General features: G+C 44.7%; 20 protein-coding genes and 1 rRNA gene. 15 read left to right on the plus strand and 6 right to left on the minus strand.

Annotation, left to right across the window (positions count from 1 at the left end; all coding sequences use genetic code 11):
• Positions 1 to 109: ribosomal RNA gene (locus tag QTA56_RS08675) — 16S ribosomal RNA — on the minus strand; the annotation flags it as partial.
• A 582-nt stretch (positions 110 to 691) separates the two neighbouring features.
• Here QTA56_RS08675 and yfiR point away from each other — a divergent pair.
• Genes yfiR through yfiB form a run of 3 tightly spaced genes read left to right on the plus strand, consistent with a single transcriptional unit; the run spans position 692 to position 2,885 of the window.
• On the plus strand, positions 692 to 1,168 hold the full coding sequence (gene yfiR, locus QTA56_RS08680; protein ID WP_411956087.1) for a regulatory sequestration protein YfiR: 477 nt from the start codon (positions 692 to 694) through the stop codon (positions 1,166 to 1,168).
• A 5-nt stretch (positions 1,169 to 1,173) separates the two neighbouring features.
• A complete protein-coding gene (dgcN, locus tag QTA56_RS08685) occupies positions 1,174 to 2,397 on the plus strand; it encodes a diguanylate cyclase DgcN/YfiN (protein ID WP_267980591.1) in 1,224 nt (407 codons plus the stop codon).
• A gap of 8 nt (positions 2,398 to 2,405) precedes the next feature.
• Positions 2,406 to 2,885 carry an outer membrane lipoprotein YfiB gene (gene yfiB / locus QTA56_RS08690; protein WP_267980593.1) on the plus strand — a complete coding sequence of 160 codons (480 nt, stop codon included), beginning with the start codon at positions 2,406 to 2,408 and terminating at the stop codon, positions 2,883 to 2,885.
• Positions 2,886 to 2,936: 51 nt separating this feature from the next.
• Here yfiB and QTA56_RS08695 read toward each other — a convergent pair whose 3' ends face one another.
• Complete coding sequence (locus tag QTA56_RS08695) at positions 2,937 to 3,959, minus strand: metallophosphoesterase (RefSeq protein ID WP_411956088.1); 1,023 nt, start codon at positions 3,957 to 3,959, stop codon at positions 2,937 to 2,939.
• Between the two features lie 157 nt (positions 3,960 to 4,116).
• Between QTA56_RS08695 and QTA56_RS08700 the strand changes: the two genes are divergently transcribed.
• Positions 4,117 to 5,679 carry a phospholipase D family protein gene (locus tag QTA56_RS08700; protein ID WP_411956089.1) on the plus strand — a complete coding sequence of 521 codons (1,563 nt, stop codon included), beginning with the start codon at positions 4,117 to 4,119 and terminating at the stop codon, positions 5,677 to 5,679.
• On the opposite strand, the gene QTA56_RS08705 is transcribed toward QTA56_RS08700, so the two are convergent.
• Positions 5,672 to 6,502, minus strand: coding sequence for a lysophospholipid acyltransferase family protein (locus tag QTA56_RS08705; protein ID WP_267980597.1), 831 nt, complete (start codon positions 6,500 to 6,502; stop codon positions 5,672 to 5,674). The genes QTA56_RS08700 and QTA56_RS08705 overlap by 8 nt on opposite strands.
• Positions 6,503 to 6,684: 182 nt before the next feature.
• On the opposite strand from QTA56_RS08705, the gene QTA56_RS08710 reads away from it, so the two are divergent.
• The 6 genes from QTA56_RS08710 to QTA56_RS08735 all read left to right on the plus strand — a co-directional run bounded on the left by QTA56_RS08710 (position 6,685) and on the right by QTA56_RS08735 (position 10,541).
• Positions 6,685 to 6,825 (plus strand): hypothetical protein, encoded by a 141-nt coding sequence (locus QTA56_RS08710; protein ID WP_267980598.1) that lies wholly within the window; start codon positions 6,685 to 6,687, stop codon positions 6,823 to 6,825.
• Positions 6,826 to 6,898: 73 nt separating this feature from the next.
• Positions 6,899 to 8,245 (plus strand): ribosome rescue GTPase HflX, encoded by a 1,347-nt coding sequence (hflX, locus tag QTA56_RS08715; protein ID WP_267980599.1) that lies wholly within the window; start codon positions 6,899 to 6,901, stop codon positions 8,243 to 8,245.
• A 42-nt stretch (positions 8,246 to 8,287) separates the two neighbouring features.
• On the plus strand, positions 8,288 to 8,650 hold the full coding sequence (locus QTA56_RS08720; RefSeq protein WP_267980600.1) for a hypothetical protein: 363 nt from the start codon (positions 8,288 to 8,290) through the stop codon (positions 8,648 to 8,650).
• Positions 8,651 to 8,662: 12 nt separating this feature from the next.
• A complete protein-coding gene (locus QTA56_RS08725) occupies positions 8,663 to 9,331 on the plus strand; it encodes an LrgB family protein (RefSeq protein WP_267980601.1) in 669 nt (222 codons plus the stop codon).
• Positions 9,332 to 9,421: 90 nt separating this feature from the next.
• Entirely contained in the window at positions 9,422 to 9,862 is a 441-nt protein-coding gene (locus tag QTA56_RS08730; RefSeq protein WP_267980869.1) for a DUF2147 domain-containing protein, read from the plus strand.
• Between the two features lie 235 nt (positions 9,863 to 10,097).
• Positions 10,098 to 10,541, plus strand: a complete 444-nt coding sequence (locus tag QTA56_RS08735) for a DUF2147 domain-containing protein (protein WP_267980602.1) — start codon at positions 10,098 to 10,100, stop codon at positions 10,539 to 10,541.
• A 63-nt stretch (positions 10,542 to 10,604) separates the two neighbouring features.
• On the opposite strand, the gene QTA56_RS08740 is transcribed toward QTA56_RS08735, so the two are convergent.
• Positions 10,605 to 12,788 carry a carboxy terminal-processing peptidase gene (locus QTA56_RS08740; protein WP_267980603.1) on the minus strand — a complete coding sequence of 728 codons (2,184 nt, stop codon included), beginning with the start codon at positions 12,786 to 12,788 and terminating at the stop codon, positions 10,605 to 10,607.
• 469 nt (positions 12,789 to 13,257) lie between these two features.
• Between QTA56_RS08740 and nagZ the strand changes: the two genes are divergently transcribed.
• A complete protein-coding gene (gene nagZ, locus QTA56_RS08745; RefSeq protein WP_267980606.1) occupies positions 13,258 to 14,277 on the plus strand; it encodes a beta-N-acetylhexosaminidase in 1,020 nt (339 codons plus the stop codon).
• Between the two features lie 327 nt (positions 14,278 to 14,604).
• On the plus strand, positions 14,605 to 15,447 hold the full coding sequence (locus QTA56_RS08750; RefSeq protein WP_267980609.1) for a class I SAM-dependent methyltransferase: 843 nt from the start codon (positions 14,605 to 14,607) through the stop codon (positions 15,445 to 15,447).
• Between the two features lie 67 nt (positions 15,448 to 15,514).
• Here QTA56_RS08750 and QTA56_RS08755 read toward each other — a convergent pair whose 3' ends face one another.
• A complete protein-coding gene (locus QTA56_RS08755) occupies positions 15,515 to 16,828 on the minus strand; it encodes an alpha/beta fold hydrolase (RefSeq protein WP_267980611.1) in 1,314 nt (437 codons plus the stop codon).
• 354 nt (positions 16,829 to 17,182) lie between these two features.
• Here QTA56_RS08755 and QTA56_RS08760 point away from each other — a divergent pair, with 354 nt between their 5' ends.
• The 3 genes from QTA56_RS08760 to pta all read left to right on the plus strand — a co-directional run bounded on the left by QTA56_RS08760 (position 17,183) and on the right by pta (position 22,096).
• Positions 17,183 to 18,448: a glutamate-5-semialdehyde dehydrogenase gene (locus tag QTA56_RS08760; RefSeq protein WP_267980613.1), complete on the plus strand. Its 1,266-nt coding sequence runs from the start codon at positions 17,183 to 17,185 to the stop codon at positions 18,446 to 18,448.
• 305 nt (positions 18,449 to 18,753) lie between these two features.
• Complete coding sequence (locus QTA56_RS08765) at positions 18,754 to 19,929, plus strand: acetate/propionate family kinase (protein WP_267980614.1); 1,176 nt, start codon at positions 18,754 to 18,756, stop codon at positions 19,927 to 19,929.
• Between the two features lie 31 nt (positions 19,930 to 19,960).
• Positions 19,961 to 22,096, plus strand: coding sequence for a phosphate acetyltransferase (gene pta, locus QTA56_RS08770; protein WP_267980615.1), 2,136 nt, complete (start codon positions 19,961 to 19,963; stop codon positions 22,094 to 22,096).
• 330 nt (positions 22,097 to 22,426) lie between these two features.
• Here the strand turns inward: pta and QTA56_RS08775 are convergent, their stop codons facing one another.
• A complete protein-coding gene (locus QTA56_RS08775; RefSeq protein WP_267980870.1) occupies positions 22,427 to 23,332 on the minus strand; it encodes a DMT family transporter in 906 nt (301 codons plus the stop codon).
• Positions 23,333 to 23,402 lie beyond the last annotated feature (70 nt).

The raw sequence follows: 23,402 nt of genomic DNA on the forward strand, positions 1-23,402 counted from the left end.
CACCCGTCCGCCGCTAGGATCAGTACCGAAGCACATCACCCCGCTCGACTTGCATGTGTTAAGCCTGCCGCCAGCGTTCAATCTGAGCCATGATCAAACTCTTCAGTTAAAATCATTTTGCACCTTAGTTAAGACAAGGTGCCAATTCTGGCTCATCAATTACTGACTTATATATTCGCTCAAATAAACTTCGAGAAATTTAAACCAATTAATCAATGATAATTTATCGATCGATCAACCAGTAAAAATCCACACAAGTTGTTCTTCTATTCTCTTAATGATCTTCTCGATGATTCGTCATCATCAAGCTAGGTCGGCTATGTTACCCTAAATCTCTTTAAAGTCAACTGATAATTTGGATTTTTTAAAACTTATCTTAATCTAAACAAACCTGACCAATCCAGCCTACAACCTAGACCATATCAATCAAACCCTTGTTTATCAACAAGTTTTTATCCGCATCACCGCCGATGAGTGGGCATTCTACAGCATTTCAGAAGAGACGCAAGTGCTTTTTTTGGTTATTTTATTTAAGTGGATGCTTTTTGAACGCCACAGTTACTTTTTATGGTTTTTCTTTTTGATTAAGAACTTTTTTTAAACAATTAAGTCCAGTAGAATGTGTATCTTGCTTCACATTTTTTGGCACTTTTGATTGGAAATACGGTTCGTAACGAGAAAGGCACGATTTATGTTGCTTGCGGTATCTATTACTGTGAGCCAGATTTGCTACGCCATTTCAAACCATAACTTTTATGAACTTGCCCTAACAATATTAAGTTATAGTAAATGGTCGAATACAACCCGACCCACCATTTGTGTCATTGACAACCCTGATGCAGCCGTACAATTCCAGACCAGTATTAAACAGCTCAGCTATGATTATCAGGTACAGGCCGTAACAGCCAAAGACTTTGCCAAGGCAGAGTGCCACGTTGCCTATTTTTCCACAACAATACCTCAGCAGCAGCAAAGCTTGATTCAAGCCTATCCATCCCGCTCTTTGCTGTCACTGAGTACCAATAACCCTGCCTGTGAAGTCGGCAGTATTTTCTGTTTATATAATAAAAAAACTTTTTCTACCTTTAAGGTTAATTTGGATGCTTTAAGTTATTCCAAAGTTCACATCGACCCTCGCGTCTTGATCCTGGCAAAGAATGCGGAGTAGTTAAAGTGATTTCGAATTTATATCAATCCACTTCATTACATGCGCTGTTCCGTAAATCACAGTTTACGATTTTTGCGATTACCTTTGTGATCTGTTCATTTACCTTTGCCACCATCTCCATGTTTACCATGGAAACCTACGCGAAGCAGAATCTACAGCTACTCAGCCAGACTGTGCTTGAACGGATTCAACCCGCTGTGGTTTTCCGCGATAAAGGGGCAATTGACCAGATACTGGATGATTACACGACTGAGCATGCAATCCGTAGTATCCATGTCTATGATCCACAAAACCAGTTACTGGCAGAAAGCACCAAAAAAACTGCCCATACTACTTTTCTACAAGGTTTGTTGGACAAATGGTTTTTACATGATCCTGTTCGACTGATGATTGTGCATCACAAGAAAAAAGTGGGCGAATTGGTGCTCTACGGTAGTTCTGAGAATATTCTGCATTTTCTCATCACCATCATTATTGGCCTGGCCATTTCGATGATCTTTATCGTGATTGCGTTGTTATGGTCAGTGAACCTGACCTACCGTCAAATTATGCAGGCCATCAAGCCCTTAACGCATATTGCCCAGTTGGTAAGTGATCAAAAAGCCTATAATTTACGTTTCCCGAATAACCATATTAAAGAATTTCAAAACTTAAATAATGTATTTAATGAGCTACTGGAAGAAATTCAGGTTTGGCATACCCATCTTCAAAAAGAAAATCGCCAGCTTTCATTTCAGGCTCATCACGACCAGTTGACAGGTCTGCCGAATCGTCATTACTTTTATAATGAATTACTCAATATTTTTGAAAACCCGCAATACCGTCACAATTCAGCCTTATTGTTTATTGATAATAATAAGTTTAAGGCGATTAATGATGAGTATGGCCATCTCGCAGGTGATGCTGTTTTAAAGGAAATGGCAACGCGCTTAGGGCAGTCCGTTCGGCATGAAGACTTTATTGCGCGTTTGGGTGGCGATGAGTTTGCAATTATTTTGCATACCATTCACCATGCCGACCACTTGCAGGCAATTGCCGAAGCCTTGCTGGGAAGTTGCAAGGAACCCTTGAATTTTAACGGTCAATTGATTCATTTTGGTTTTAGCTTAGGTATCGCATTCTCCCATTTTGCAGAAAATCCAGAAGACTTGGTTATGCAGGCCGATCAGGCGATGTATAAAGCTAAAAATTTAAACCCGCATTGGTTTCTCTATAAACCAGAAATTTAGGACATGCTATGTACACCCACACCATTAGAATTTCATTTATAGCATTACTTTGCCTAACATTGGCTGGCTGTTTGAGTTTTGGCCCCCTGAAATATCGTCAGGTCAAAATGTTGAAAAAAGAGGGTTTCATCCTTACCGATGAGGGCTGGAGCCTGGGTTTACCTGAGCGTTTGCTGTTTGACTTTAACAAGGCGGACATCAAGCCTGAGCATGGTCAGGAGATTAACCGACTGGCAAAACAACTGAATAAATACGATTTGCACACATTAAAGATTGTGGGTCATACCGATGATATTGGTAATCCAGAATACAACCAGAAACTATCTGAGGAACGTGCCCAAAGTGTTGCCTCAATTTTTGTACAGCAAGGTTTTAAACAAAATGAACTGACTGTGGTTGGACGTGGTTCAAGCCAGCCGTTTGTGCCAAATACTTCTGATGAAAACCGTGCCAGTAATCGTCGGGTTGCGGTTATTATCATTCCATAATCTGGTTTAACCCATAAAAAAAGCTGACTTCATTCAAGTCAGCTTTTCCATTTATATCAACTCAATAATATCAATGGTGGGGGGTACACGAAACCGAAATGGCACCCCCACCATCCCAGTTCCCACCGTCACAAATACATCCGCATGCTCATGTGAGTAAAAGCCTTTTTTGTGTCCCAAAATCGAAACCCGTTTCATAATGTAGTTGGTGACCCACGGCAGTTCAATTTGTCCGCCATGCGTATGTCCAGACAACATTAGAGGATGGCTTGGCAATTCTGGCACCATATCCACCGTATCTGGATTATGGGATAAAATCAGCCACGGCTTATCCTGTGGCAACTCAGGTAAAAAACGCATATTGGCTTTTCCTGCCCATAAATCCCCGATGCCAACCAGACGGAATTCATCAAACTCAACAATCTTGCCCTCAATATCCATCACATTGTTTTCAGACAGCGCTTTTGCTAATAGTTGTTGGATTGGTGGCCCTGGATACTGTTCATCATGGTTGCCTGACACAGAATAAACAGGCATCTGTATTTCCCTTAGCACCTCCAGTTCCTGCACCAAACAATTTTCAGGTTCATAAGTCCAATCCCCCGCCACCACAACAAAATCGGGCTGCTCCTGATTCAATTTTTTTACAATGGTTTTGAGTTGGCGCTCATGTCCTGAAAACAGTCCCACATGCATATCCGCAACCAATGCCACTTTTACAGGCTTGGTAAATTCACGCTGTGGATTTAAACGATATTGATGGTATTTCACATGAATTTGATGTGGTTCAATAAAACGCGCATAGACCAACACACTGCTTAGCAGGAATACAAAAATGGTTTGATGGAGTGTGTAGTAACCTGACCAACCTGCATAGAGGCTAAAAAACCAAAGTGGCACCAGCAAATAAGACAGGTAAAAAGCCAGCAAATGCACGAATGCCTTAAACGGATGGATGGTTTCGGTGCGAGCCTGATGTACCCAGGCCTGAATCAGTGCCCATAGCGCAAGTACCGCAAACAGGAGATAGAAAACTAAAATAACTATATCTGAATTTAACAGTGCAGAGCTCATTCACCTCACCTCAGGGGCATTTATCACATCTCATATTTATATTTTTCGATGAAATGCTATACTCAAGCCCAACTTTTAATCAGTAACAATTATGACGCAATTTGCCCGTATAAATCACAAACATACGAAAATAAGTACAACTACTTACAATAAAAGTATGCTTGCGATTTATTGCAGTATTGCGATCACGGTAACAGGTTGCAGCACCTTACCCAAACACAAAATAGAGTCCATTCCTGAAACCACATTACACGTTGACACCGCCCAGACCACACTGGCACAAATCATTCAACCCCTACAGGAACAACATCCTGACCTTACGGGTTATCTGGTGTTGTTTGAACCACTGGAAGCCCTAGCTGCCCGCCTGCGCCTGATTGACAAGGCAGAGAAAACACTGGATTTACAATATTACATCTGGGACAACGACAAGGTGGGCGCACTGGCGCTGCATGCGCTGATTCGTGCCGCAGACCGTGGGGTCAAGATTCGCCTGCTGATTGATGACAACAATGCCAAATCAACCGAGGGGATTTTTCTGGCATTGGCACAGCACCCCAATATTGAAGTCAAGCTGTTTAACCCCTATCGTTTTCGGAAATATCGTGCGCTCGACATGATTCTAGACCTGAAACGCATCAACCGACGCATGCACAACAAGAGCTTCATCGCAGACCATCAGGTTGCCCTGATTGGCGGGCGCAACATGACCAATCAATATTACAATGTCAGTGACAACTACCAGTTCTCTGATGTTGATGTGATGCTGGTTGGCACGGCGGTGAAAGATATTTCCCATTCCTTTGATGAATACTGGAACCATGAATATGCCTACAAGGTGCAGGAAGTGGTCAAGCAAAGTGCCCATCATCTCAGCTATGAAAGTTTAAAGCGGCAGCTTGATGAGCACTACAAGCGGGTTACCGTACAAAACTATCTGGATTTAACCAGCAACTCTCAAGCCATTGACTCGCTGATAAGTCGGGATATTCCTCTCGATTGGGTCAAGGCGGAAGTAGTCAAGGATTCGCCCGACAAGATTAAGTCCAAGGCAAAAAAGAAAGAACACCTTAATTTCCAGCTCATTCAGCATCTTGAACAACCTGAAAAAAACGTTGACCTGATTTCCGCCTATTTTGTTCCTGAAAAAAAGGGGGCAAAAATGCTGACCGATTTGGCAGAGGATGGCATTAAGGTTCGGGTTCTGACCAACTCATTCAAGGCCAATGACGTTGCAGTGGTTCATGCGTTTTATGGCAAGTATCGGCAGAACTTATTGGAACACGGTGTACAGCTCTATGAATTTTTACCTGCGCTGGATAAAAATGACCTGGACAAACACACCGAGGACTTGGCGAAAAAGGCCAAGGTCAGCATCAAGGGGTTAAGCCGTTCAAGCCTGCATGCAAAATTGATGGCGCTGGATGAAAAACAGGTTTTTATTGGTTCGTTTAATTTTGACCCACGCTCGGCCTATCTCAATACTGAGATTGGTGTGCTGCTCAACAGCCCTCCACTTGCCCAGGCGGTCCACACCACAATGGACGAGAACCTCAGCAAGTATGCCTATCAACTGGTGCTGGATGCCAACAAGAAAATCACCTGGCAGCGCCAGACACCTCAAGGCCCTGTTATTTATACCAAGGAACCACGTATGAAATGGTGGCAAAGGGCTGGCATCAAGATTCTTTCATGGCTGCCAATCGAGGGATTTATGTAGCCTCTGTGCCATCTGGCATCACCTTAAGTACCTTACGCTGCAACTCCAGCAAACCTGCACGCATTTGCTGTTCAACTTCCCTGGTCAATGTCTCCACGGTATGCCCTGTTACAGGAACTGCGGGCAATGTCAGTAGATGGGCCGTGACCTTGGGCATTTCCAGAACGCGCTGCACATGCTCTGCAAAAGTCATTTCACCAATAAATGGTGCCACCATGTCCAGCTCACCATTCTGGTTGACATAGCAAATCACGCAAATCTGGACTGGTCGCTGGGCCTCAATAGCGGCACCAAGCAATCTGCCATGTACCTTTTTAACCTTTGTGCCATCTGTGGTGGTAGCCTCAGGGAAAAATAGCACGGGAATATCCTGCTTTAAAAACTCAGTGATTTGCTCACGAATCCGAATGGAGTCACCCGAACCACGTTTAATGAACAGGGTTCCACCACCCTTTGCCAGATTTCCCAAAATGGGCCATTTTTCCACTTCGGCTTTCGCCAGAAAGAAAATGCGGGCACCTGAACCCAGTACCGCCACATCCAGCCATGAAATATGATTGCTGACCCAAAGTGCAGGTTCACGGGGAATGGCACCATGAACCTGTACCTCAATATTGAAGACTTCACACAAACGGCGGCAAAAATACTGCACATAACGGGTATTTACAGGATTATTGGGATCTTTATACAGGCCATGACGATAGATGAGATAAAAGCCTTCGCCAATCGTTTCAAGGCCTGCGGCCAATTTCTTGCTATATAGACTGAACTTAGAGAATAAACTGAATGGTGGGTTGTTTAGCGCTGGTGTTTCTTGAGTCATAAATCATCAAAACCGTATGCATGTATGCATTAAATTAGCGAAGTTATATCATGCCCATATCCACTTATAAATGTTGTGACCATAATAAAAAACGAATGTAGGGATAAATTTTTTCAATTTTAAATGTTTTATTAGATCAATTACTATAAATAAATCGAATTTACAGATTTATAGGTGATGAGATGAATCCACATGCCAACACATCAGAATCACAGACCACCATTCCTTATGGCTATGCGCTCAGAATGTTTTTAGGCTGGTCAATCCTGTATATGGGAACATTGATTGGTTTTATTGAGCTTTTACGCCGAAATGTCATCTAGTGCCACTTAGTCTTTGCCCTTTGCTTTAAGTTTATTCTAGAATAAGACTTCAATACTCAGGATATGAGATCGCGTGGAAAATTTTGAGCAGCATCAAGGTGGTGAACGGGCAATTTTAGTCAGTGTGGCTGTACAACTGCTTGATGACCTGGATGCTGAAGAGTTCCGATTGCTCGCTCAATCCGCTGGTGCTGAAATCCTTGAACATATTTCCGTGCAACGTAACAGGGCTGACCCTAAATTCTTTATTGGTTCAGGTAAGGTTGATGAAATTGCAGAACTGGTCAAAGACTTTGAAGCAGAACTGGTGATTTTTGACCACTCACTCTCCCCTGCCCAGGAACGCAACCTGGAACGGGTGCTGAAATGTCGGGTGATTGACCGTACAGGTTTAATTCTGGATATTTTCGCCTTACGTGCCCGTACCCATGAAGGGAAGTTACAGGTCGAACTGGCCCAGCTTAAACATTTGTCCACCCGTCTGATTCGTGGCTTTACGGGCAATCTGGAACAGCAAAAGGGGGGAATTGGTCTACGTGGTCCAGGTGAATCACAACTGGAAACAGACCGCCGACTGATTCGGGTACGCATTACCCAACTCAAGGAAAAACTGGTCAAGGTTCAGCAAACCCGTCTGCAAGGCCGCGCCGCGCGTCAGAAAGCGGCGATTCCAACCATTTCACTGGTGGGATATACCAATGCGGGAAAATCAACCTTATTTAACATCTTGGCAAAAAGTGACGTTTATGCTGCCGACCAACTGTTCGCAACCCTAGATCCTACCTTACGGCGTTTGGACTGGGATGGCATAGGTACAGTTGTTCTGGCGGATACGGTTGGATTCGTTCGAAACTTGCAGCACGATCTGGTTGAGTCATTTAAGGCCACTTTGGAAGAAACACTGGAAGCAACCTTGCTGCTGCATGTGATTGACAGCAGCAGTCCCAACATGGCTGAGCAGATTGAAGCGGTGGAGTCGGTACTCAAGGAAATTGGTGCCGATGCCCCGATTCTGCATATCTATAATAAGATCGACCTGAGCGGTGATGCCGCAAAAATCATATATAAGGCACCTGACCTACCTGACCGAGTCTATGTTTCAGCACATTCAGGACAAGGCTTGGAATTCCTAAGCCAGGCGGTACAACAATGTTTGATGGGCCAGTTACAACACTTTGATTTAGTGCTTAAACCTGCCTACGGTAAACTACGCACCCAACTCTATACCCTGAACGTGATTCAGTCTGAACACCATGATGATCATGGTGACCTGCACCTGTCGGTCTGTATTGCCCCGCATAAGCTGGAGCAACTCATTAAACAGGCACATTTACCATTAGACGAAATTCTTGGAAAAAAAGCTTCCTTGTTTGAACGGCCTTTGGAAGAATTTGAACGGAAAGACCATTCATCACTATAATTGCGATCACCCATCGTTCAGATAGACGAGAGTAAAAAGCACATGAAAGATATTGATTGGGCAGCCTGGTTTTGCACGATTTTATTGATTGTCGTATTTCGTGAGGGTTCCGTCCTGATCACCAAAGCCTTTCATCACCCTGAACTGGGCAATCTGGTGGGGTTGATTACGCTACTCACCACCCTGCTTATCTGGAGGAGGTTTAAAAAAATCTCCAATCGCCTGATTGATACCAACAACAAGATCATGAAAGAAAGTGCATTTGCGTTTCTGCCGATTTGTGCAGGCTCGCTGATCATGCTGGTTCATCTGGGCAAGGAAATTCCCGTATTTCTGTTTGTGCTCACCCTAAGCACCTTATTGCCATTATGGATTTACGCCAAAATGGCAAAACGCTGGTTATAGAGGTCGTTGTTTATGTTGATGGTTATTTATGGCTTCATGCTCACCCTGATCAGCTATCTGCTTGCAAAACCACTGAATAAAAGGGTTCCACAGATTCCCCTCATTGTGTTTGCCATGTTCATCGTGATTGGCTTGTTGGCAGTTCTCGGCATTCCCTATGAACACTACATGAACAACGTCAATGATGTGTTTAACCACTTGCTTGGTTATGTCACGGTTGCCCTAGCCATTCCCTTGGCTGCCATGCGTTATGATGATTTACCCATCAAGTCCATGATTGGAATTTTATGTTTTGCCAGCATCAGTGCGGTTGCCCTGCCAATGGGACTGGCGTATCTGCTGCATATGTCTGAACCGACCATCATGGCCTTTGCTACACGTGCGGTGACTACACCGATTGCACTTAACATTGCCACACTGCTACATGCCCCGTTAATGATGGTTTCACTGATTGTGATTTTATCAGGTGTGATTGGAGCGGCATTTTCACCGTGGATATTAAAACATATCCATGATGAACGTGCCTCTGGCCTTGCGCTCGGTCTGGCTGCCCATGCCATTGGCACGGCACAGGCATGGCAGCGTGGCCCTGTCACAGGTCGCTATGCCGCATTTGGTATGGCAGTCAATGGCGTGTTTACAGCCATCTGGCTACCCACCTTTATTTTGTCTTTGTCTTAAAATTTGCCGCAAATATCACATAAAGATTGAACTAGTTGTCAAATATCCTACATAATGGAGTTTCAAACGTTAAAAGGATTTTTAATGATGATGGGCAAACAACTTATAGGTGCATTACTCTTATCAGCAGTCAGTAGCTTTTCTTTTGCGGAAGACATTACGGGTCTTTGGCAAACGATTGATGACAAAACAGGCGCACCCAAAGGACTCGTTGAGATTCGTAAAGAAAATGATACCTATGTGGGCAAAATCGTCAAAGTCACCCCACGCGCAGGCTATACACCAAAGGAAACCTGTGTAGACTGTCCAGCGCCTTATACCAACAAGCCTATTGTTGGCCTGGATGTGGTGACAGGTCTAAAGTCTACGGATGGTCTTAACTATACCAATGGCCGTATTCTTGATCCCAATACAGGCAAGATCTACAGTATGAAGGCCAAGTTAAGCGCAAATGGTAAACGCCTGCACTTGCGCGGTTATCTCGGTGTATCTGCATTAGGCCGCAACCAGATCTGGATTCGCGCCGAATAAACCATGATGCTGTAACGCACCCACCATCTTATATTTGATCATTTTTGATCACGGTTTAATCAAGAAAAGCCGCTTCGTTGTCATTCAAACCGAGGTGGCTTTTTTATTCTACCCTTAAAAATTCATTGAAATTTCAATTATTAAAAAAGTGAACAATTGTAAAATAATGATTGAATCTATTATTAGAAATCCGAAATAATAGAAAGACAGTGATAGGCAGCAAGGAGGCTTAAGCATGTACTCAAAACTCATTACCTTTTTTGTCCTATTTGGTCTTAGCCAACTGGCCTTTGCTCAAGATATTACTGGCACTTGGCAAAGTATTGATGACCTCACGGGCGCACCTAAAGGTCAGGTCGAAATTACCCAGGAAGCGGATGGCACCTATACAGGCAAAATCACCAAAATCACCCCACGTACAGGTTACACACCGAAAGAGTTCTGTACAGGCTGCCCTGCCCCTTATACCAACAAACCAATTCTGGGTTTAAATGCAATTACCAAGCTTAAACACAAGAAAGACCTCACCTATACAGGCGGGCGAATTCTCGACCCAAACAGTGGCCGTGTATATAGCCTGACTGCAAAACTCAGTACAAATGGACAACGCCTGCATTTACGTGGCTATGTCGGGGTTTCTGTATTGGGGCGCAGCCAAATCTGGATTCGAGTCAATTAAAATTTAAACAATAAAAAATAGCCCTGCATGACAGGGCTATTTTTTAACAGCAAAATCTAAAATTTAACGGCCTTGCAATGCGGCATAGTCCAGCAGCACATTTGCCGCTTCGGTAATAAATGCCTCTTCCTCTGGTAAAGGCGGACGCAGATGAGCTTTCATCTTGGCACGTGACTCAACCAGGGCATCAATAGAGGCCTGGTAGCTTTCCCAGTTTGCATAAAGCGGCTGCCCTGTTGCAGCTCGGCGTTGATTTTCAGCATCCAGCGTTTGCTTTTCCAGATCAACCAGTTCAGCACGACGCTGGTCTATATCCAGTACCACTTTCTTCTCATCAGCGGTCTTCTTGGCAAGCGTTTTACGTGTCTCCAAATACTTGAACTGCGGGTCTGTCGCAACACGCTGTTCAGAGGTCTGGTTCAGTTTAGCCACATAAGGCTGTACCGAACCCTCACGCTTGAATGGCGCTGTTGGAATGGTGTCCCACTTCAAGGCATTTTTGGCCTTACGCTCGCCAAACTCCTCATTGTAGATATCCACCAGTCGAATATCAGGAATCACGCCTTTATTCTGGGTACTGCCCCCTGTAACACGATAGAACTTACGCTGGGTGAGCGTTGCCTGACCATGTGCCAAAGAATCAAGTTGAACCTGAGCGGTTCCCTTACCTGTGGTGGTACTGCCAATGATGATGCCGCGTTCATAGTCCTGAATCGCCGCAGAATAGATTTCACTTGCCGAAGCAGAGGCCAGGTTCACCAATACCGCCATTGGCCCAGCATAAATCTGTTCACCGCCATCGGTGTCTTCAAACACATTGACGTTGCCATTGCCATCACGGATCTGAACTACTGGGCCTGACTTAATCACCTGCCCCAGCATACGCGCAACCTCTTCCAGAGAACCACCTGGGTCATTACGCAAATCAACCATAATGCCTTCGACTTTCTTGGCTTTCAGTTCTTCAAATGCTTTTGCAGTATCTTCAGACACTGAACGGTACTCAGTACCAGCACGGCGTGAACGATAGTCAAAATAGAATGATGGTATCTCAATCACACCAAAGACATGCTTCTTGCCATCACGCGTGATTTCAATGGTACGTGAGCGAACGCCCGCATCCTCTTCCTGAATCACATCACGTGTCAGTGTGACATTACGCGCCTGACTCATGGCTGCGCCAGCACCCAGCAAGCGTACCGTGACTTTGGTACCACGTTTACCACGAATCAGCCCCACAATTTCAGAACTAGGCCAGCCGATGACATCGACCATTTTATCGCCATCCTGGGCAACCCCAATGATGCGGTCTCCCGACTTCACTTGACCAGATTTACTGGCTGGACCACCCTCAACGATGGTTTCGATCTTGGTGTAGTCCTCATTGCCACGTTCAGGACGAATCGAAACGCCAATCCCCTCAAGCTGCAAGGTGGTCTGACGGTTCAGCTCCATCGCATCAATCGGTGGATAATAGTTACTGTGTGGATCATAGGTTGCCAACATTGCATTCAATGTTTTATCCAGCACATCATCACTTTTTACCCGACCAATACGCTCTAGCTGACGTGTATAACGCTTGGTCAGTGTCTGAACAGGGGTTAAGTCTTCAGGCCCTGTCAGGTCCTGTCCATTGGCAAGCGATGGATTGGCCTTTAACGCCTTTTGCTTGGCCTGCTCCTCTTCCTTACTGATGGTCAGGTTAATCAACTGTGACACCAGCATGCCCTGCCAATGACGCTGTTGCTCGGCAGTTGTTTTGAAATAAGGTGCCTTTTCACGGTCAATATCAAGATACACATCTTTCTGATGCAGATTCTGTGGTTTCTTGAGTTCAGCCAGCATGTATTCGTAAAACTGTTTCAAACGCTCACGATATTGCGCATGAATGGCAAAAGGCCCTGTTAAGTTGCCTGCCTTCAATGAGCTACCAAAGGTTGAGCCGTACTTATTCTTATATTCTTCAACCTCACCACTGAGAAACAGCGAATGGTCTGGATCAAGGCTGTCCAGATACATATCCAGAATACGGTTTGAGGTGGCCGCATCCAGACGCATGTTCAAGTAATGCTGACGGTCAACCAATGTTGCCAACTGACGCGAGACCAATGCTTGTTCTTGTGATGGCTTGATCGTTGTTGAAACTACTGGAGCTTCTGTCGCCGCAAATGCCTCATTTATGGTATGAGAGAAAAATAAACCACCAGTCGCAATTGCAACCGCACACGCTATCATTTGAAGTTTCATAAAATTTTGGTGCTTCCTTGGATATGGCAATTATTACACAGGGACAATGTCAATATGAATGCCATTCATTCAACATCTTGGCAACCCGTATAACTTATTCATCAATATCATGTCGTTTTATCATATTCTGTACTGACAAAATGTAGCAAATCATTGCACAATTTATCCAGAGGGTCTGTTGATATTTCAACCATGCTTGCGTTATCGGCTAAAACCACGCAAACAAGGCATGAAACGCAGACAATGGCGACTCCCTTGTCCAGTTTCATAACGAAGTTTGAGGCAGTTTTAGCCATAACCCTGTGGGACAGGGATATTTTTTGCCGTTACTGCGTTATGTTTTGCTCATTTAGGAGAGCTAAATTTCGCAAAACATGCCTTGTATCAGCTAAAAAATATCCTCTGTCGCAAGCATCTGTGAAGTATAAACAGACCCTAATATTTATATCAAAATTCAAACGGAATCACTATGATCGGCGCATTGATGCTGGATATTGCTGGCACAGAACTTACCCAAGAAGATATTGAACTATTACAGGCTCCGCAAGTCGGCGGCATGATTTTATTTGCCCGAAATATTGAATCGCCTCAACAGGTCCGTGCATTGACAGACCATATGCGGCAGGTGCGCCCTGACATCCTGATTGCCGTTGATCAGGAAGGTGGCCGTGTACAACGTTTAAGACAGGGTTTTACCTTGCTTCCAGCGATGGGACGACTTGGAGAGCATTATCTGCACAGCCCGCAGCAGGCAATTGAACTGGCTGAACAATGTGGCTGGTTAATGGCAACTGAAGTGCTTGCGGTGGGGATTGATTTTAGCTTTGCGCCTGTTTTGGACTTGAACGATATTAGCGATGTGATTGGGGATCGTGGTTTTGCCAAAAATATGCAGGATATCATGCCGCTGGCAGGTGCATTTATGCAGGGCATGAAAAAAGCAGGCATGGCAACCACTGGCAAACATTTTCCAGGTCATGGTTCAGTCAAGGCAGACTCGCATGTGGCGGCGGCAATTGACAGCCGTCGCTATCAGGAAATTTATGACAAGGATATGCAAAGCTTTATTCAGTTGATGCCTCAGTTGGATGCATTGATGCCAGCCCATGTGATCTATGATCAGGTTGATCCCAACCCAGCAGGCTTCTCTCCTTTCTGGCTGCAAAATGTCTTGCGCCAGCAGCTCAGGTTTGATGGGGTTTTATTCTCGGATGACCTGAGTATGCAGGCTGCATGTGTGGCGGGCGGTGCGGATGCGCGGATTCAGGCTGCATTAAGCGCGGGTTGTGATATGGGTCTGGTCTGCAACGACCGTGCGGCAGCATGTACCGCGCTGGATGGCATTCAAAACCTTGCCTTACCAAACCAGCAACGATTGGAGCGTATGCGCGGTAAAATTCCAGAGATTCAGATCGGTACGACACTAACTTTAGATGAAAACTGGCAAAACGTCAGAAAAGTCATTGAAGACTTTAAGAATTCGTTTTAAGTTGATAGAAGATTTTTAATGCTATAAAAGGTTGATATTCCCCTTTATATTACATTAAATGAAAAAACCAGCAATATCATGATTTATTTAATATTTTAAGCCCCCATTTTTCAAAGTAAGGGTGTCAAAGTCTAAGTTTCCACTTGTTTTTGACCTCTCCCTAACCCTCTCCTCAAAGGAGAGGGAACATCACGAATCATATAAGTTATTGGATTTGTGGAAGTCTCCCTCTTTCCAGGAGGGAGATTTAGAGGGAGGTCTTATAAAGACTTGACACTTCTAGCCAAAAAGAGGGGGATTTTTCAAGGACAACAGAGTCTAGGACAGATGACACAACAACTTTCAAAACATCGCCATATTTCATTTACCGCACATTACACAGGCTATATCTGGTATCAAATGGGAATTTCTCATCCAGCGTTGGCGACAGCAAAGGGGAAAACGCTTGCCGCCTTGGTTCATCCGATTGAAAGCTGGGCAGAGAAATATGTGGGTGGCAGTATGCGTACCACGCTAAAACAACGCCACACCATGCTCGACACCCATTTGCAGTCCCTAATTCAGCAGCATCCTGATTTACAGGTGCTTGAGATTGCCTGCGGACTCTCCCCGCGTGGATGGTGGTTTAGACAGCATTATCCAGACATTACTTACCGTGAACTTGACTTGCCTGACATGGCTGCGACCAAACAGGCGGCACTGCAACAAATTGAAAGCGAAACTGATGAGGTGCTTTCAGTCGATTTATTCACGGACGCTTTTGCTTCCGCCTTTGAGGTATTTGATCCTCAACGTCCATTGGTGGTGATTAGCGAGGGTTTGATTAACTATTTTGAGAAGCCACTTCTACAACAACTGATTAAAGCCATTGCAACTTATGGTAAAGACTTTAAAGAACTGCATTATTTAACTGACCTTTATCCAGAACCGACCCAAAATAAACTCGCCACCATCATCTGGAATAGCAGCCGTTTATTGAAGTGGATGTCCCGTAGTGCCTTTAGTTTCCACTTTCAGACTCCTGTTGAAGTCGAACAGTTTTTTCATGAAGCTGGCTTTAAACAGGTAGAGGTTCTACAGCCCAAACAGTTTTTTGATCAAATTTCCCTGCAAAACAGTCAGCAGCACTTGGGTGATCTGGTCTGGACAATTCAGGCAACCAATAAATAATCTCTACAAAAAAGAGAAGTGGAATACACCACTTCTCTTTTTTAACTTTCCTACACGTTTTTACGCATTAATTAGCCAGTTTCTGACGCTCAATAAAACGGGTTAAACGGTCAGCAATCTCAAAACTACCATGTTTAAACAAGATGCGTAGACCTTGCTCGGTGGCATCAAAGATTAAACATTCAATTTTAAACTCGCCCTCTTCATCAGCTAAATGCAAGGCTAAATCACGTGGATGCTGACTAACAAAATCAAGCTGCTCAAGTTGGTGAAGTTTCAGGTACACCCCAAAGAACGTGATATCAACAATTGTGACTGGCGCTTCGCTATCCAGATGACGGTGGCTAAGCTTGCTTTCTGGCTGTAAAACAGGGATACGCTCTTCACCACGGCGTTCAATCTGCTTCATTTGCTCGCGCGTCATGCTAATAATGCCATCAAGGTTGTCGATGGATTCACCTTTCAGGAATGTCGTAAACAAATTCATGGTTTCTTTACGGCGCTGCAACTGTGGCACATGGTCGGCATTGGCGATCAGGGCAAACTGCATGTCTTCACACTGCAAGGCAAAGTCGGCGTTTTCATGCGGCAGGGTGAAACTGTCATACTGCCCAGCGGCAACCAGTGTCTTACACTGTGCGACAGGCACATCGCTTAGGCGCAGTAAACGGTTGCAGTTGATTTCATAGCGCTCACGCTCAGTTGTGGTGAAATCAGCCATCTGCCTGAAGAATAGGCGCTTGGCTGTGGGTGACATACGTGTCTTGTCCAGCTTGGCGTGGTTGACCAGATACAAAATAACCGCCTGACCAAACTCCTCCATGCGGTCTTCACGCATCAGGTGTAGTGACTCCTCAAGCAGCATGCGCCAGCTTTTACGGGTCTTTTGCATCACGCCCATCAGCACCATACGGTCCACCAGTTCTGGACGTTGATATGCAAATGAAGAAGCGACCACTGAACCCAATGACATTCCCATCACTGAAACCTTGTCGATTCCAACAATATCAAGCCATTGACCCAGCATTTTTGATAAATCAGGCAATTCCAGCACTGCTGCGGATTCACCAGTATCCACATTGCGAATCTGTTGATTTGCGCCCATTGAAGGTAAATCAATCAAAATGACAGGACCACTCTCAAAGAGTTGCTCAACACAATACTTATAAGAGTTAAAGTTCTGAAATGCGCCTCCGACAATTACAATTGGCGTGTTGTAGATCGTTTTAGGATCAGCAATCGCCATATATTCAATTTTCCAACCATCTATCCATGTAGCACGCGCTGGTTGTTTAAAACTGTTTTTATTGTAAATGTCGAAAAAACCAAACCCAGTGTAGGTATGGTTTAAATCCGAGTCCATTTGGATAATGGAATTCATATCCTTCCTCCATCCTTGTTTATTTTTTTGATGCAAGAGTCTCATTTTTGACGATTTCAACTTGCAAGTTAACAAATTTATAAAATTTGTATTACATTTATCCTATACATTTTCATTCTATACAAATGCATGTTTTATACGCAATGATTTCCTTAACCATTTATCTTGTTTAATTCAACAATCTTTTGCAAAATATGTAGTCATGCCTTTAAATTCAACATATTCATCGTATTTCAGCAAAAATACCCGCGCAACATAACAGTTTATAATTTGTGAATTAGTCAGTTCAGGCTATTCATTGTTCCGCATTTGACTGTTACTATCTTTATAAATACATGCAATCATCAAAATGCTATGCAAGACTCTATTCAAACTTATATGCAGCAGGTCGGGATACAGGCGCGTAAAGCGTCCCGTATTTTAGTCAGTGCATCGACACATTTGAAAAATCATGCCTTGTCTGCAATTTATACTGCCTTGGAAAATAATCAAGCACAAATTTTAGCAGCCAATCAAATTGATATGGAAAATGGCCGTCAACGCCAACTGGACAGTGCCCTGCTTGACCGTCTGGAACTGACCCCTGCCCGTTTTAAAGGCATGTTACAGGGCCTAAAGGATGTCATCGCATTGGTTGACCCCATTGGTGAGATCACTGATATGGCTTACCGCCCGTCTGGTATCCAGTTGGGTAAAATGCGCGTGCCACTTGGCGTGATTGGAATGATTTATGAGTCACGTCCCAATGTGACACTTGAGGCGGCATCATTGGCGCTAAAATCGGGTAACGCGATTATCTTGCGCGGTGGTTCTGAGGCGCTGGAATCGAACAAGGCGATCGCAGCCGCAATTCAGCATGGCCTACAGGTTTCAGGCCTGCCTGAACATGCCGTACAGGTGATTGACACACCTGACCGCGCCGCTGTTGGACACCTGATCACCATGAATGAATATGTTGACGTGATTGTACCACGTGGTGGAAAAAGCCTGATTGAACGCATCAGCAATGAGGCGCGTATTCCTGTGATCAAGCATCTGGATGGCAACTGCCATATCTTTGTTGAGGCACAGGCTGACCTGCAAAAAGCCTTGCCAATCGCCTTGAATGCAAAAACACACCGTTATGGTGTATGTAATGCCATGGAAACCCTGTTGGTTGATGAGGCGATTGCTGAAGAATTCCTGCCCCGTATTGCTGAGCTTTATGCGGAAAAACAGGTTGAACTTCGTGGCTGTCCAGAAACCCAGCGCATTCTGGGTGAATCTGTCAAAACCGCGACTGAGGAAGACTGGTATACAGAGTATCTGGGGCCGATCCTTGCAGTTAAGGTGGTGAGTGGTATGGATGAGGCGATTGACCATATCAATCAATACGGCTCACACCATACTGACGCGATTATTACCGAAAACTTTAGTCTGGCGCGTGAGTTTCTGGCACGTGTTGACTCCAGCTCGGTGATGATCAATGCCTCAACCCGTTTTGCCGATGGCTTTGAATATGGTCTTGGTGCGGAAATCGGGATTTCGACCGACAAAATCCATGCACGTGGTCCAGTCGGTCTGGAAGGCCTGACCTCACAGAAATGGATTGTTTTCGGTGATGGTCAAATTCGCCAGTAAACTGGTTCTATCGGTTTAATTTTCGGCACGATAAAGCTCATTTATTTGATCTTTATCGTGTTTTTATATATTTTCATACGAAAAACTGTAGCAAAACAAACAGATCACCCAAAATAACTTTTTATTTGCATACTATACTGAAATATCAATTTGTTTCACTTATAAATCAGTCGTATAGGCTAAAGTCTATTTTCGTCAATACGGCCTCCCATGTTAAAACATTGCGCTTGATTCTACTGCCCCATGCATTGCAGCAAAATCAAAAGTATTCGTTTATAAAATTAAAACCTGTTAGGTGTTCAAACGTGGCTATATCTGTACTTGTAATTAACTGTGGTTCATCATCCATCAAATATGCACTGATCTCGGAACGCCGTGAAGATCGTATCTATGGTTTGGCAGAAAATCTGGGTGCCGCGGATGCGCGGATCAAGGGCATCACTGTGGGAGGTGAGGCGCTTGAGCTTTCCATTCCCTATGCAGATCACGCCAAGGCACTTGAGACCCTGCTTGAACGTTTAGCCAACTATAACCCCCAGGCGATTGGTCACCGTGTGGTGCATGGTGGCAACATCACTCAGGCAGAACGCCTCACCCAGCAGACCATTGACCGTATCCGTGATGCCATTCCACTGGCACCTCTACATAATCCAGCCAACCTGATCGGAATTGAGGCAACCATGAGCCTGTTTCCGCAACTTCCCCAAGTGGCGGTGTTTGATACGGCTTTCCATCAAACCATGCCTGAACATGCCTACCGCTACGCAATTCCACAATTCTTATATACTGAACATCAGGTACGCCGTTACGGCTTTCATGGCACCAGTCATGCCTATGTGACTGAACGTGCCAGCGAGCTGGCAGGACAGAAAAATCAGGGGGGCTGGCTCAGTGCGCATTTGGGCAATGGCAGCTCAACCTGTGCGGTATGGAATGGTCAGAGTATTGATACATCAATGGGTCTAACGCCACTGGAAGGTGTGGTGATGGGAACCCGAAGCGGTGATGTTGATCCAAGCCTGCATTTATTCCTAGCAAACAATCTGGGTTGGGACATTCAAAAAATCGACAACATGCTCAACAAGGAAAGTGGTCTACTTGGTCTGTCAGGTTTATCCAATGATATGCGCACACTGGTGGAAGCCTCTGAAAACGGTCATGAGGATGCAACCCTAGCCATCGAAGTATTCTGTTATCGTCTGGCAAAATCATTATCCGCCTTAAGTTGTGGCCTGCCTCGTCTAGATGGATTGGTGTTCACTGGCGGCATTGGTGAAAATTCTGCCTATGTGCGTGAAAAAACGCTCGCCTACCTGTCTCATTTTGGCCTGCAATTCAGCAAGGAAAACAATGATACTTTGGCCCGTGGCACAGAGGGACGCATTGACACAGGAACTGGCCCACAAATATGGGTGATTCCAACTGATGAAGAGGGTCGTATCGCCAAAGAGACTCGTCAGGTACTTGCACAAATAGCTTAAACAATCATATTTAGATAATACCAAGGTCATTATGAACACAATTTTACTGATTCCTACAGGTGAGGGTGTTGGTTTAACCTCTGCCTGCTTAGGCATGATTTACGCACTGGACTGTAAAGGGATCAATGCAGGTTTCTTAAAACCATTTTCACAAATTTCAGATGCAACGGTTGACCGCACCACCACCCTATATCGTCATCTATTCCAACATCATTCGGTTGAACCGATTACTTATGAAAGATTGACTCAACTGATTGCATTAGGTGAAACCGATGAATTGCTCGAAGAAGCAGTTGCGTTGCATCGCCAGATTGCGGTTGATCATGATGTAATTATTGTCGAGGGGCTTGTTCCGAATGGACAAGACCATTTTGCCAGTGAAATCAATGCTGCACTTGCACAGGCACTGGATGCTCAAGTGGTTTTGGTCAGTACCGCCGATCTTGCTGATCCACGCAAGACAGCAGAAAAAGTGGATGCCCATCTACGCCAGTTTGGCGGCGCAGCCTCGGCGCGGACCACAGGGGTCCTGTTCATGCGAACCAAGGGACTTCCTGACGGCACGGCTGAAATCCCTGTCACCCTTGACCCAAGCCTGCGCCTGGACCAGCAAATTGCCGAATTTTCATTAGAGCTGCAACGCTATAACCGCTTTATGGGAACAGATGAGTTGCCCATTATCGGTCTGGTTCCATTCAGCAATATCTTGAGTGTGCCACGTAGTTTGGATATTGCAGCAATTGTTGAGGGGACATGGCTGCATCAGGGCGAAGCAAAACAGCGCCGTATTTTACATACCAGCCTGATTGCCTCAAATATTGAATCTGAACTGCACAAGTTTATTGCGGGTGAGCTGATCATCAGTGCCTCACAGCGTACCGATACCCTGCTTGCAGCCAGTCTCGCCAGTAGCAATGGTACACCATTGGCTGGATTGGTTTTAACTGAACAGGCGCCGCCCTCAGACAATGTTTTAGAGTTTTGCCAAAGTGCAATTAAGCAAGGTTTGCCAATTCTGCATACTTCACTTGATACACTGGAAACAGCACAACGTTTAAATCGTTTTGGCAATGAAATTCCAATTGATGATACTGAACGCGCTGAGCAGGTTACCCGTTTTGTTTCAAGCCATATTGACAATAACTGGCTGGATCAACATACCCAGAACAACCTGCATCCCCGCCTTTCTCCATCAGCTTTCCGCTATGAGCTGGTACAGAAGTCAATTGCAGCGAAAAAACGCATCGTGCTTCCAGAGGGTGACGAACCACGTACCGTACAGGCTGCCGTGATTTGCCAGACCCGTGGTATTGCCCAATGTATCCTGTTGGCAAAACCAGAGTCTGTTGCCGAGGTTGCCAAGGCACGTGGTATTCATATCCCTGCTGATCTACAGATCATTGACCCAGACAGCATCCGTGATCAATACATTGAACCAATGGTTGAGTTACGCAGAGGCAAACTGGATGCGTTGCAAGCCAAAGTACAACTACAAGATACAGTCGTGCTGGGCACCATGATGTTGGCCTTGGATCAGGTGGATGGTCTGGTTTCGGGAGCGATTCACACCACAGCCAATACGGTGCGTCCTGCGTTCCAGTTAATCAAGACCGCACCGAATTACTCACTGGTCTCATCAATTTTCTTTATGCTGCTGCCAGATGAAGTCTATGTCTATGGTGACTGTGCGATCAACCCTGATCCAAATGCGGAACAGCTTGCCGAAATTGCGATTCAATCCGCAGACTCAGCCAAGGCCTTTGGTCTTGACCCACGCATCGCCATGATCAGTTATTCCACAGGAACGTCTGGTACAGGTGCAGATGTTGAGAAAGTCGCTGAGGCGACCAAGATTGCACAGCAACGCCGACCAGATTTATTGATTGATGGTCCATTGCAATACGATGCAGCTTCGGTTGAAAGTGTTGGCCGTCAGAAAGCACCTGAGTCTCAGGTCGCTGGTCGTGCCAATGTGTTTATTTTCCCTGACCTAAATACTGGTAACACTACCTATAAAGCAGTACAGCGTGCTGCCAATGTCGTTAGTGTTGGCCCAATGCTGCAAGGTTTGAACAAGCCAGTGAATGACTTGTCTCGCGGTGCGTTGGTCGATGATATTGTGTTTACCATTGCATTGACGGCAATTCAGGCAAAACAGCAAGATTAAGCAACTTGCGATAGCCCTCTGCTTGAGCTGTAAAATGCACAAGCAGATAAGTTTTACCAGTTGAATCAAATCATTTTTATTTTAAATGAAGCACTCACAGTCTCATAGACCATGAGTCATCATAAGTTTTTTGTATAGACATTTGCCTTACTTTTGACTGGGCAAAAGTAACAAAACCCCTCTGTTAGACTGATGGTACATCCCTGTAAACCACAGTCTAACAAGGTGGCATCCATGCCACCTGTCACGAGAGCAAATGCTCATGAAGCAAAATAAGAAGAATCGAGACCTCTTGTATATCAAACTTCTTTAACATTAAGCTTTTTTCACTTAAACCGACTTAGAAGCTTGAACCATCTTAGAGTGTGGACCTTTGGTAAAGAAAATCGCATTGCCACATAAAATCAAAATTACTCCGATCACGGCATTCATTTGCCAGTGATAATTCTCCCATATCGTTGAAATGACCAAAGCCACCAAAGGGAACAGCAAGGTACTATACGCTGCCTTACCTGCGCCAATACGACCTACCAGATAAAAATAGGCAGTAAAACCAATCACAGAACCGAAGATCGCCAGATAGAGTAAGGCACTGATTGCACTAAACTGCATACTTGGAAAAAAATCATCCTGTCTAAACCATGAAACCAAGGCCATCAATAACGAGCCATACAACATGCCATAAGCATTGGTGGTAAAAATATCCAGACCATGTTTTTGATGGCGCGTACTGATCATATTCCCTAAAGAAAAACCATAAGTGCCTAGGATACATAGTCCAATACCTATTAAGGTATTGCGATTTAAAGTGGTGCCCGCCACATCATGCCAGAACAAGGCAATAATCCCCAACACACCGAGTAAAGCGGCAGGATAGAACCGTGAAGACACCTGCTGAGAGAAAAATAATCGGGCATTAATGGTATTAAAAATCACTGCCATGGAGAAAATCACGGCTTCCAAACCGCTACTGATATATTGCACCGCATAGTAGAAGCAGACGAAGTTAAAACCAAAAATGCAGCAGGCCTGCAACATACAAAACAGGTGATCCTGAATCGCCAGTTTCCGCAACTTTCGACTTAATATAACGAAAACAAATAATACTATTGCAGAGATAAAAAATCGCCAGAACACCGCAACACTGGCCGATATTCCACTTTGTTGTTGCAGACTAATCGCAATCCATGTGGTTCCCCAGATCACCACAACCAAAGCATATAACAGCACATTCATCTCTTTTAAACCGAACTCAATGACCATAACTGCTATTTTGCGTGGTTTGAGTACATGATTGCTTGCATAA

Source organism: Acinetobacter thutiue (assembly GCF_030385805.1).
GTDB classification, from domain to species: Bacteria; Pseudomonadota; Gammaproteobacteria; order Pseudomonadales; family Moraxellaceae; genus Acinetobacter; species Acinetobacter corruptisaponis.

Excerpts from the sequence above, each read along its gene's own strand:
- yfiR (WP_411956087.1), top strand. The coding sequence starts at position 692 with ATGTTGCTTGCGGTATCTATTACTGTGAGCCAGATTTGCTACGCCATT.
- QTA56_RS08760 (WP_267980613.1), top strand. The coding sequence starts at position 17,183 with ATGCAAGACTCTATTCAAACTTATATGCAGCAGGTCGGGATACAGGCG.
- QTA56_RS08735 (WP_267980602.1), top strand. The coding sequence starts at position 10,098 with ATGTACTCAAAACTCATTACCTTTTTTGTCCTATTTGGTCTTAGCCAA.
- QTA56_RS08730 (WP_267980869.1), top strand. The coding sequence starts at position 9,422 with ATGGGCAAACAACTTATAGGTGCATTACTCTTATCAGCAGTCAGTAGC.
- QTA56_RS08755 (WP_267980611.1), bottom strand. The coding sequence starts at position 16,828 with ATGAATTCCATTATCCAAATGGACTCGGATTTAAACCATACCTACACT.
- nagZ (WP_267980606.1), top strand. The coding sequence starts at position 13,258 with ATGATCGGCGCATTGATGCTGGATATTGCTGGCACAGAACTTACCCAA.
- QTA56_RS08705 (WP_267980597.1), bottom strand. The coding sequence starts at position 6,502 with ATGACTCAAGAAACACCAGCGCTAAACAACCCACCATTCAGTTTATTC.
- QTA56_RS08695 (WP_411956088.1), bottom strand. The coding sequence starts at position 3,959 with ATGAGCTCTGCACTGTTAAATTCAGATATAGTTATTTTAGTTTTCTAT.
- QTA56_RS08740 (WP_267980603.1), bottom strand. The coding sequence starts at position 12,788 with ATGAAACTTCAAATGATAGCGTGTGCGGTTGCAATTGCGACTGGTGGT.
- QTA56_RS08720 (WP_267980600.1), top strand. The coding sequence starts at position 8,288 with ATGAAAGATATTGATTGGGCAGCCTGGTTTTGCACGATTTTATTGATT.
- QTA56_RS08710 (WP_267980598.1), top strand. The coding sequence starts at position 6,685 with ATGAATCCACATGCCAACACATCAGAATCACAGACCACCATTCCTTAT.
- QTA56_RS08750 (WP_267980609.1), top strand. The coding sequence starts at position 14,605 with ATGACACAACAACTTTCAAAACATCGCCATATTTCATTTACCGCACAT.
- QTA56_RS08700 (WP_411956089.1), top strand. The coding sequence starts at position 4,117 with ATGCTTGCGATTTATTGCAGTATTGCGATCACGGTAACAGGTTGCAGC.
- QTA56_RS08725 (WP_267980601.1), top strand. The coding sequence starts at position 8,663 with ATGTTGATGGTTATTTATGGCTTCATGCTCACCCTGATCAGCTATCTG.
- yfiB (WP_267980593.1), top strand. The coding sequence starts at position 2,406 with ATGTACACCCACACCATTAGAATTTCATTTATAGCATTACTTTGCCTA.
- pta (WP_267980615.1), top strand. The coding sequence starts at position 19,961 with ATGAACACAATTTTACTGATTCCTACAGGTGAGGGTGTTGGTTTAACC.
- QTA56_RS08775 (WP_267980870.1), bottom strand. The coding sequence starts at position 23,332 with ATGAATGTGCTGTTATATGCTTTGGTTGTGGTGATCTGGGGAACCACA.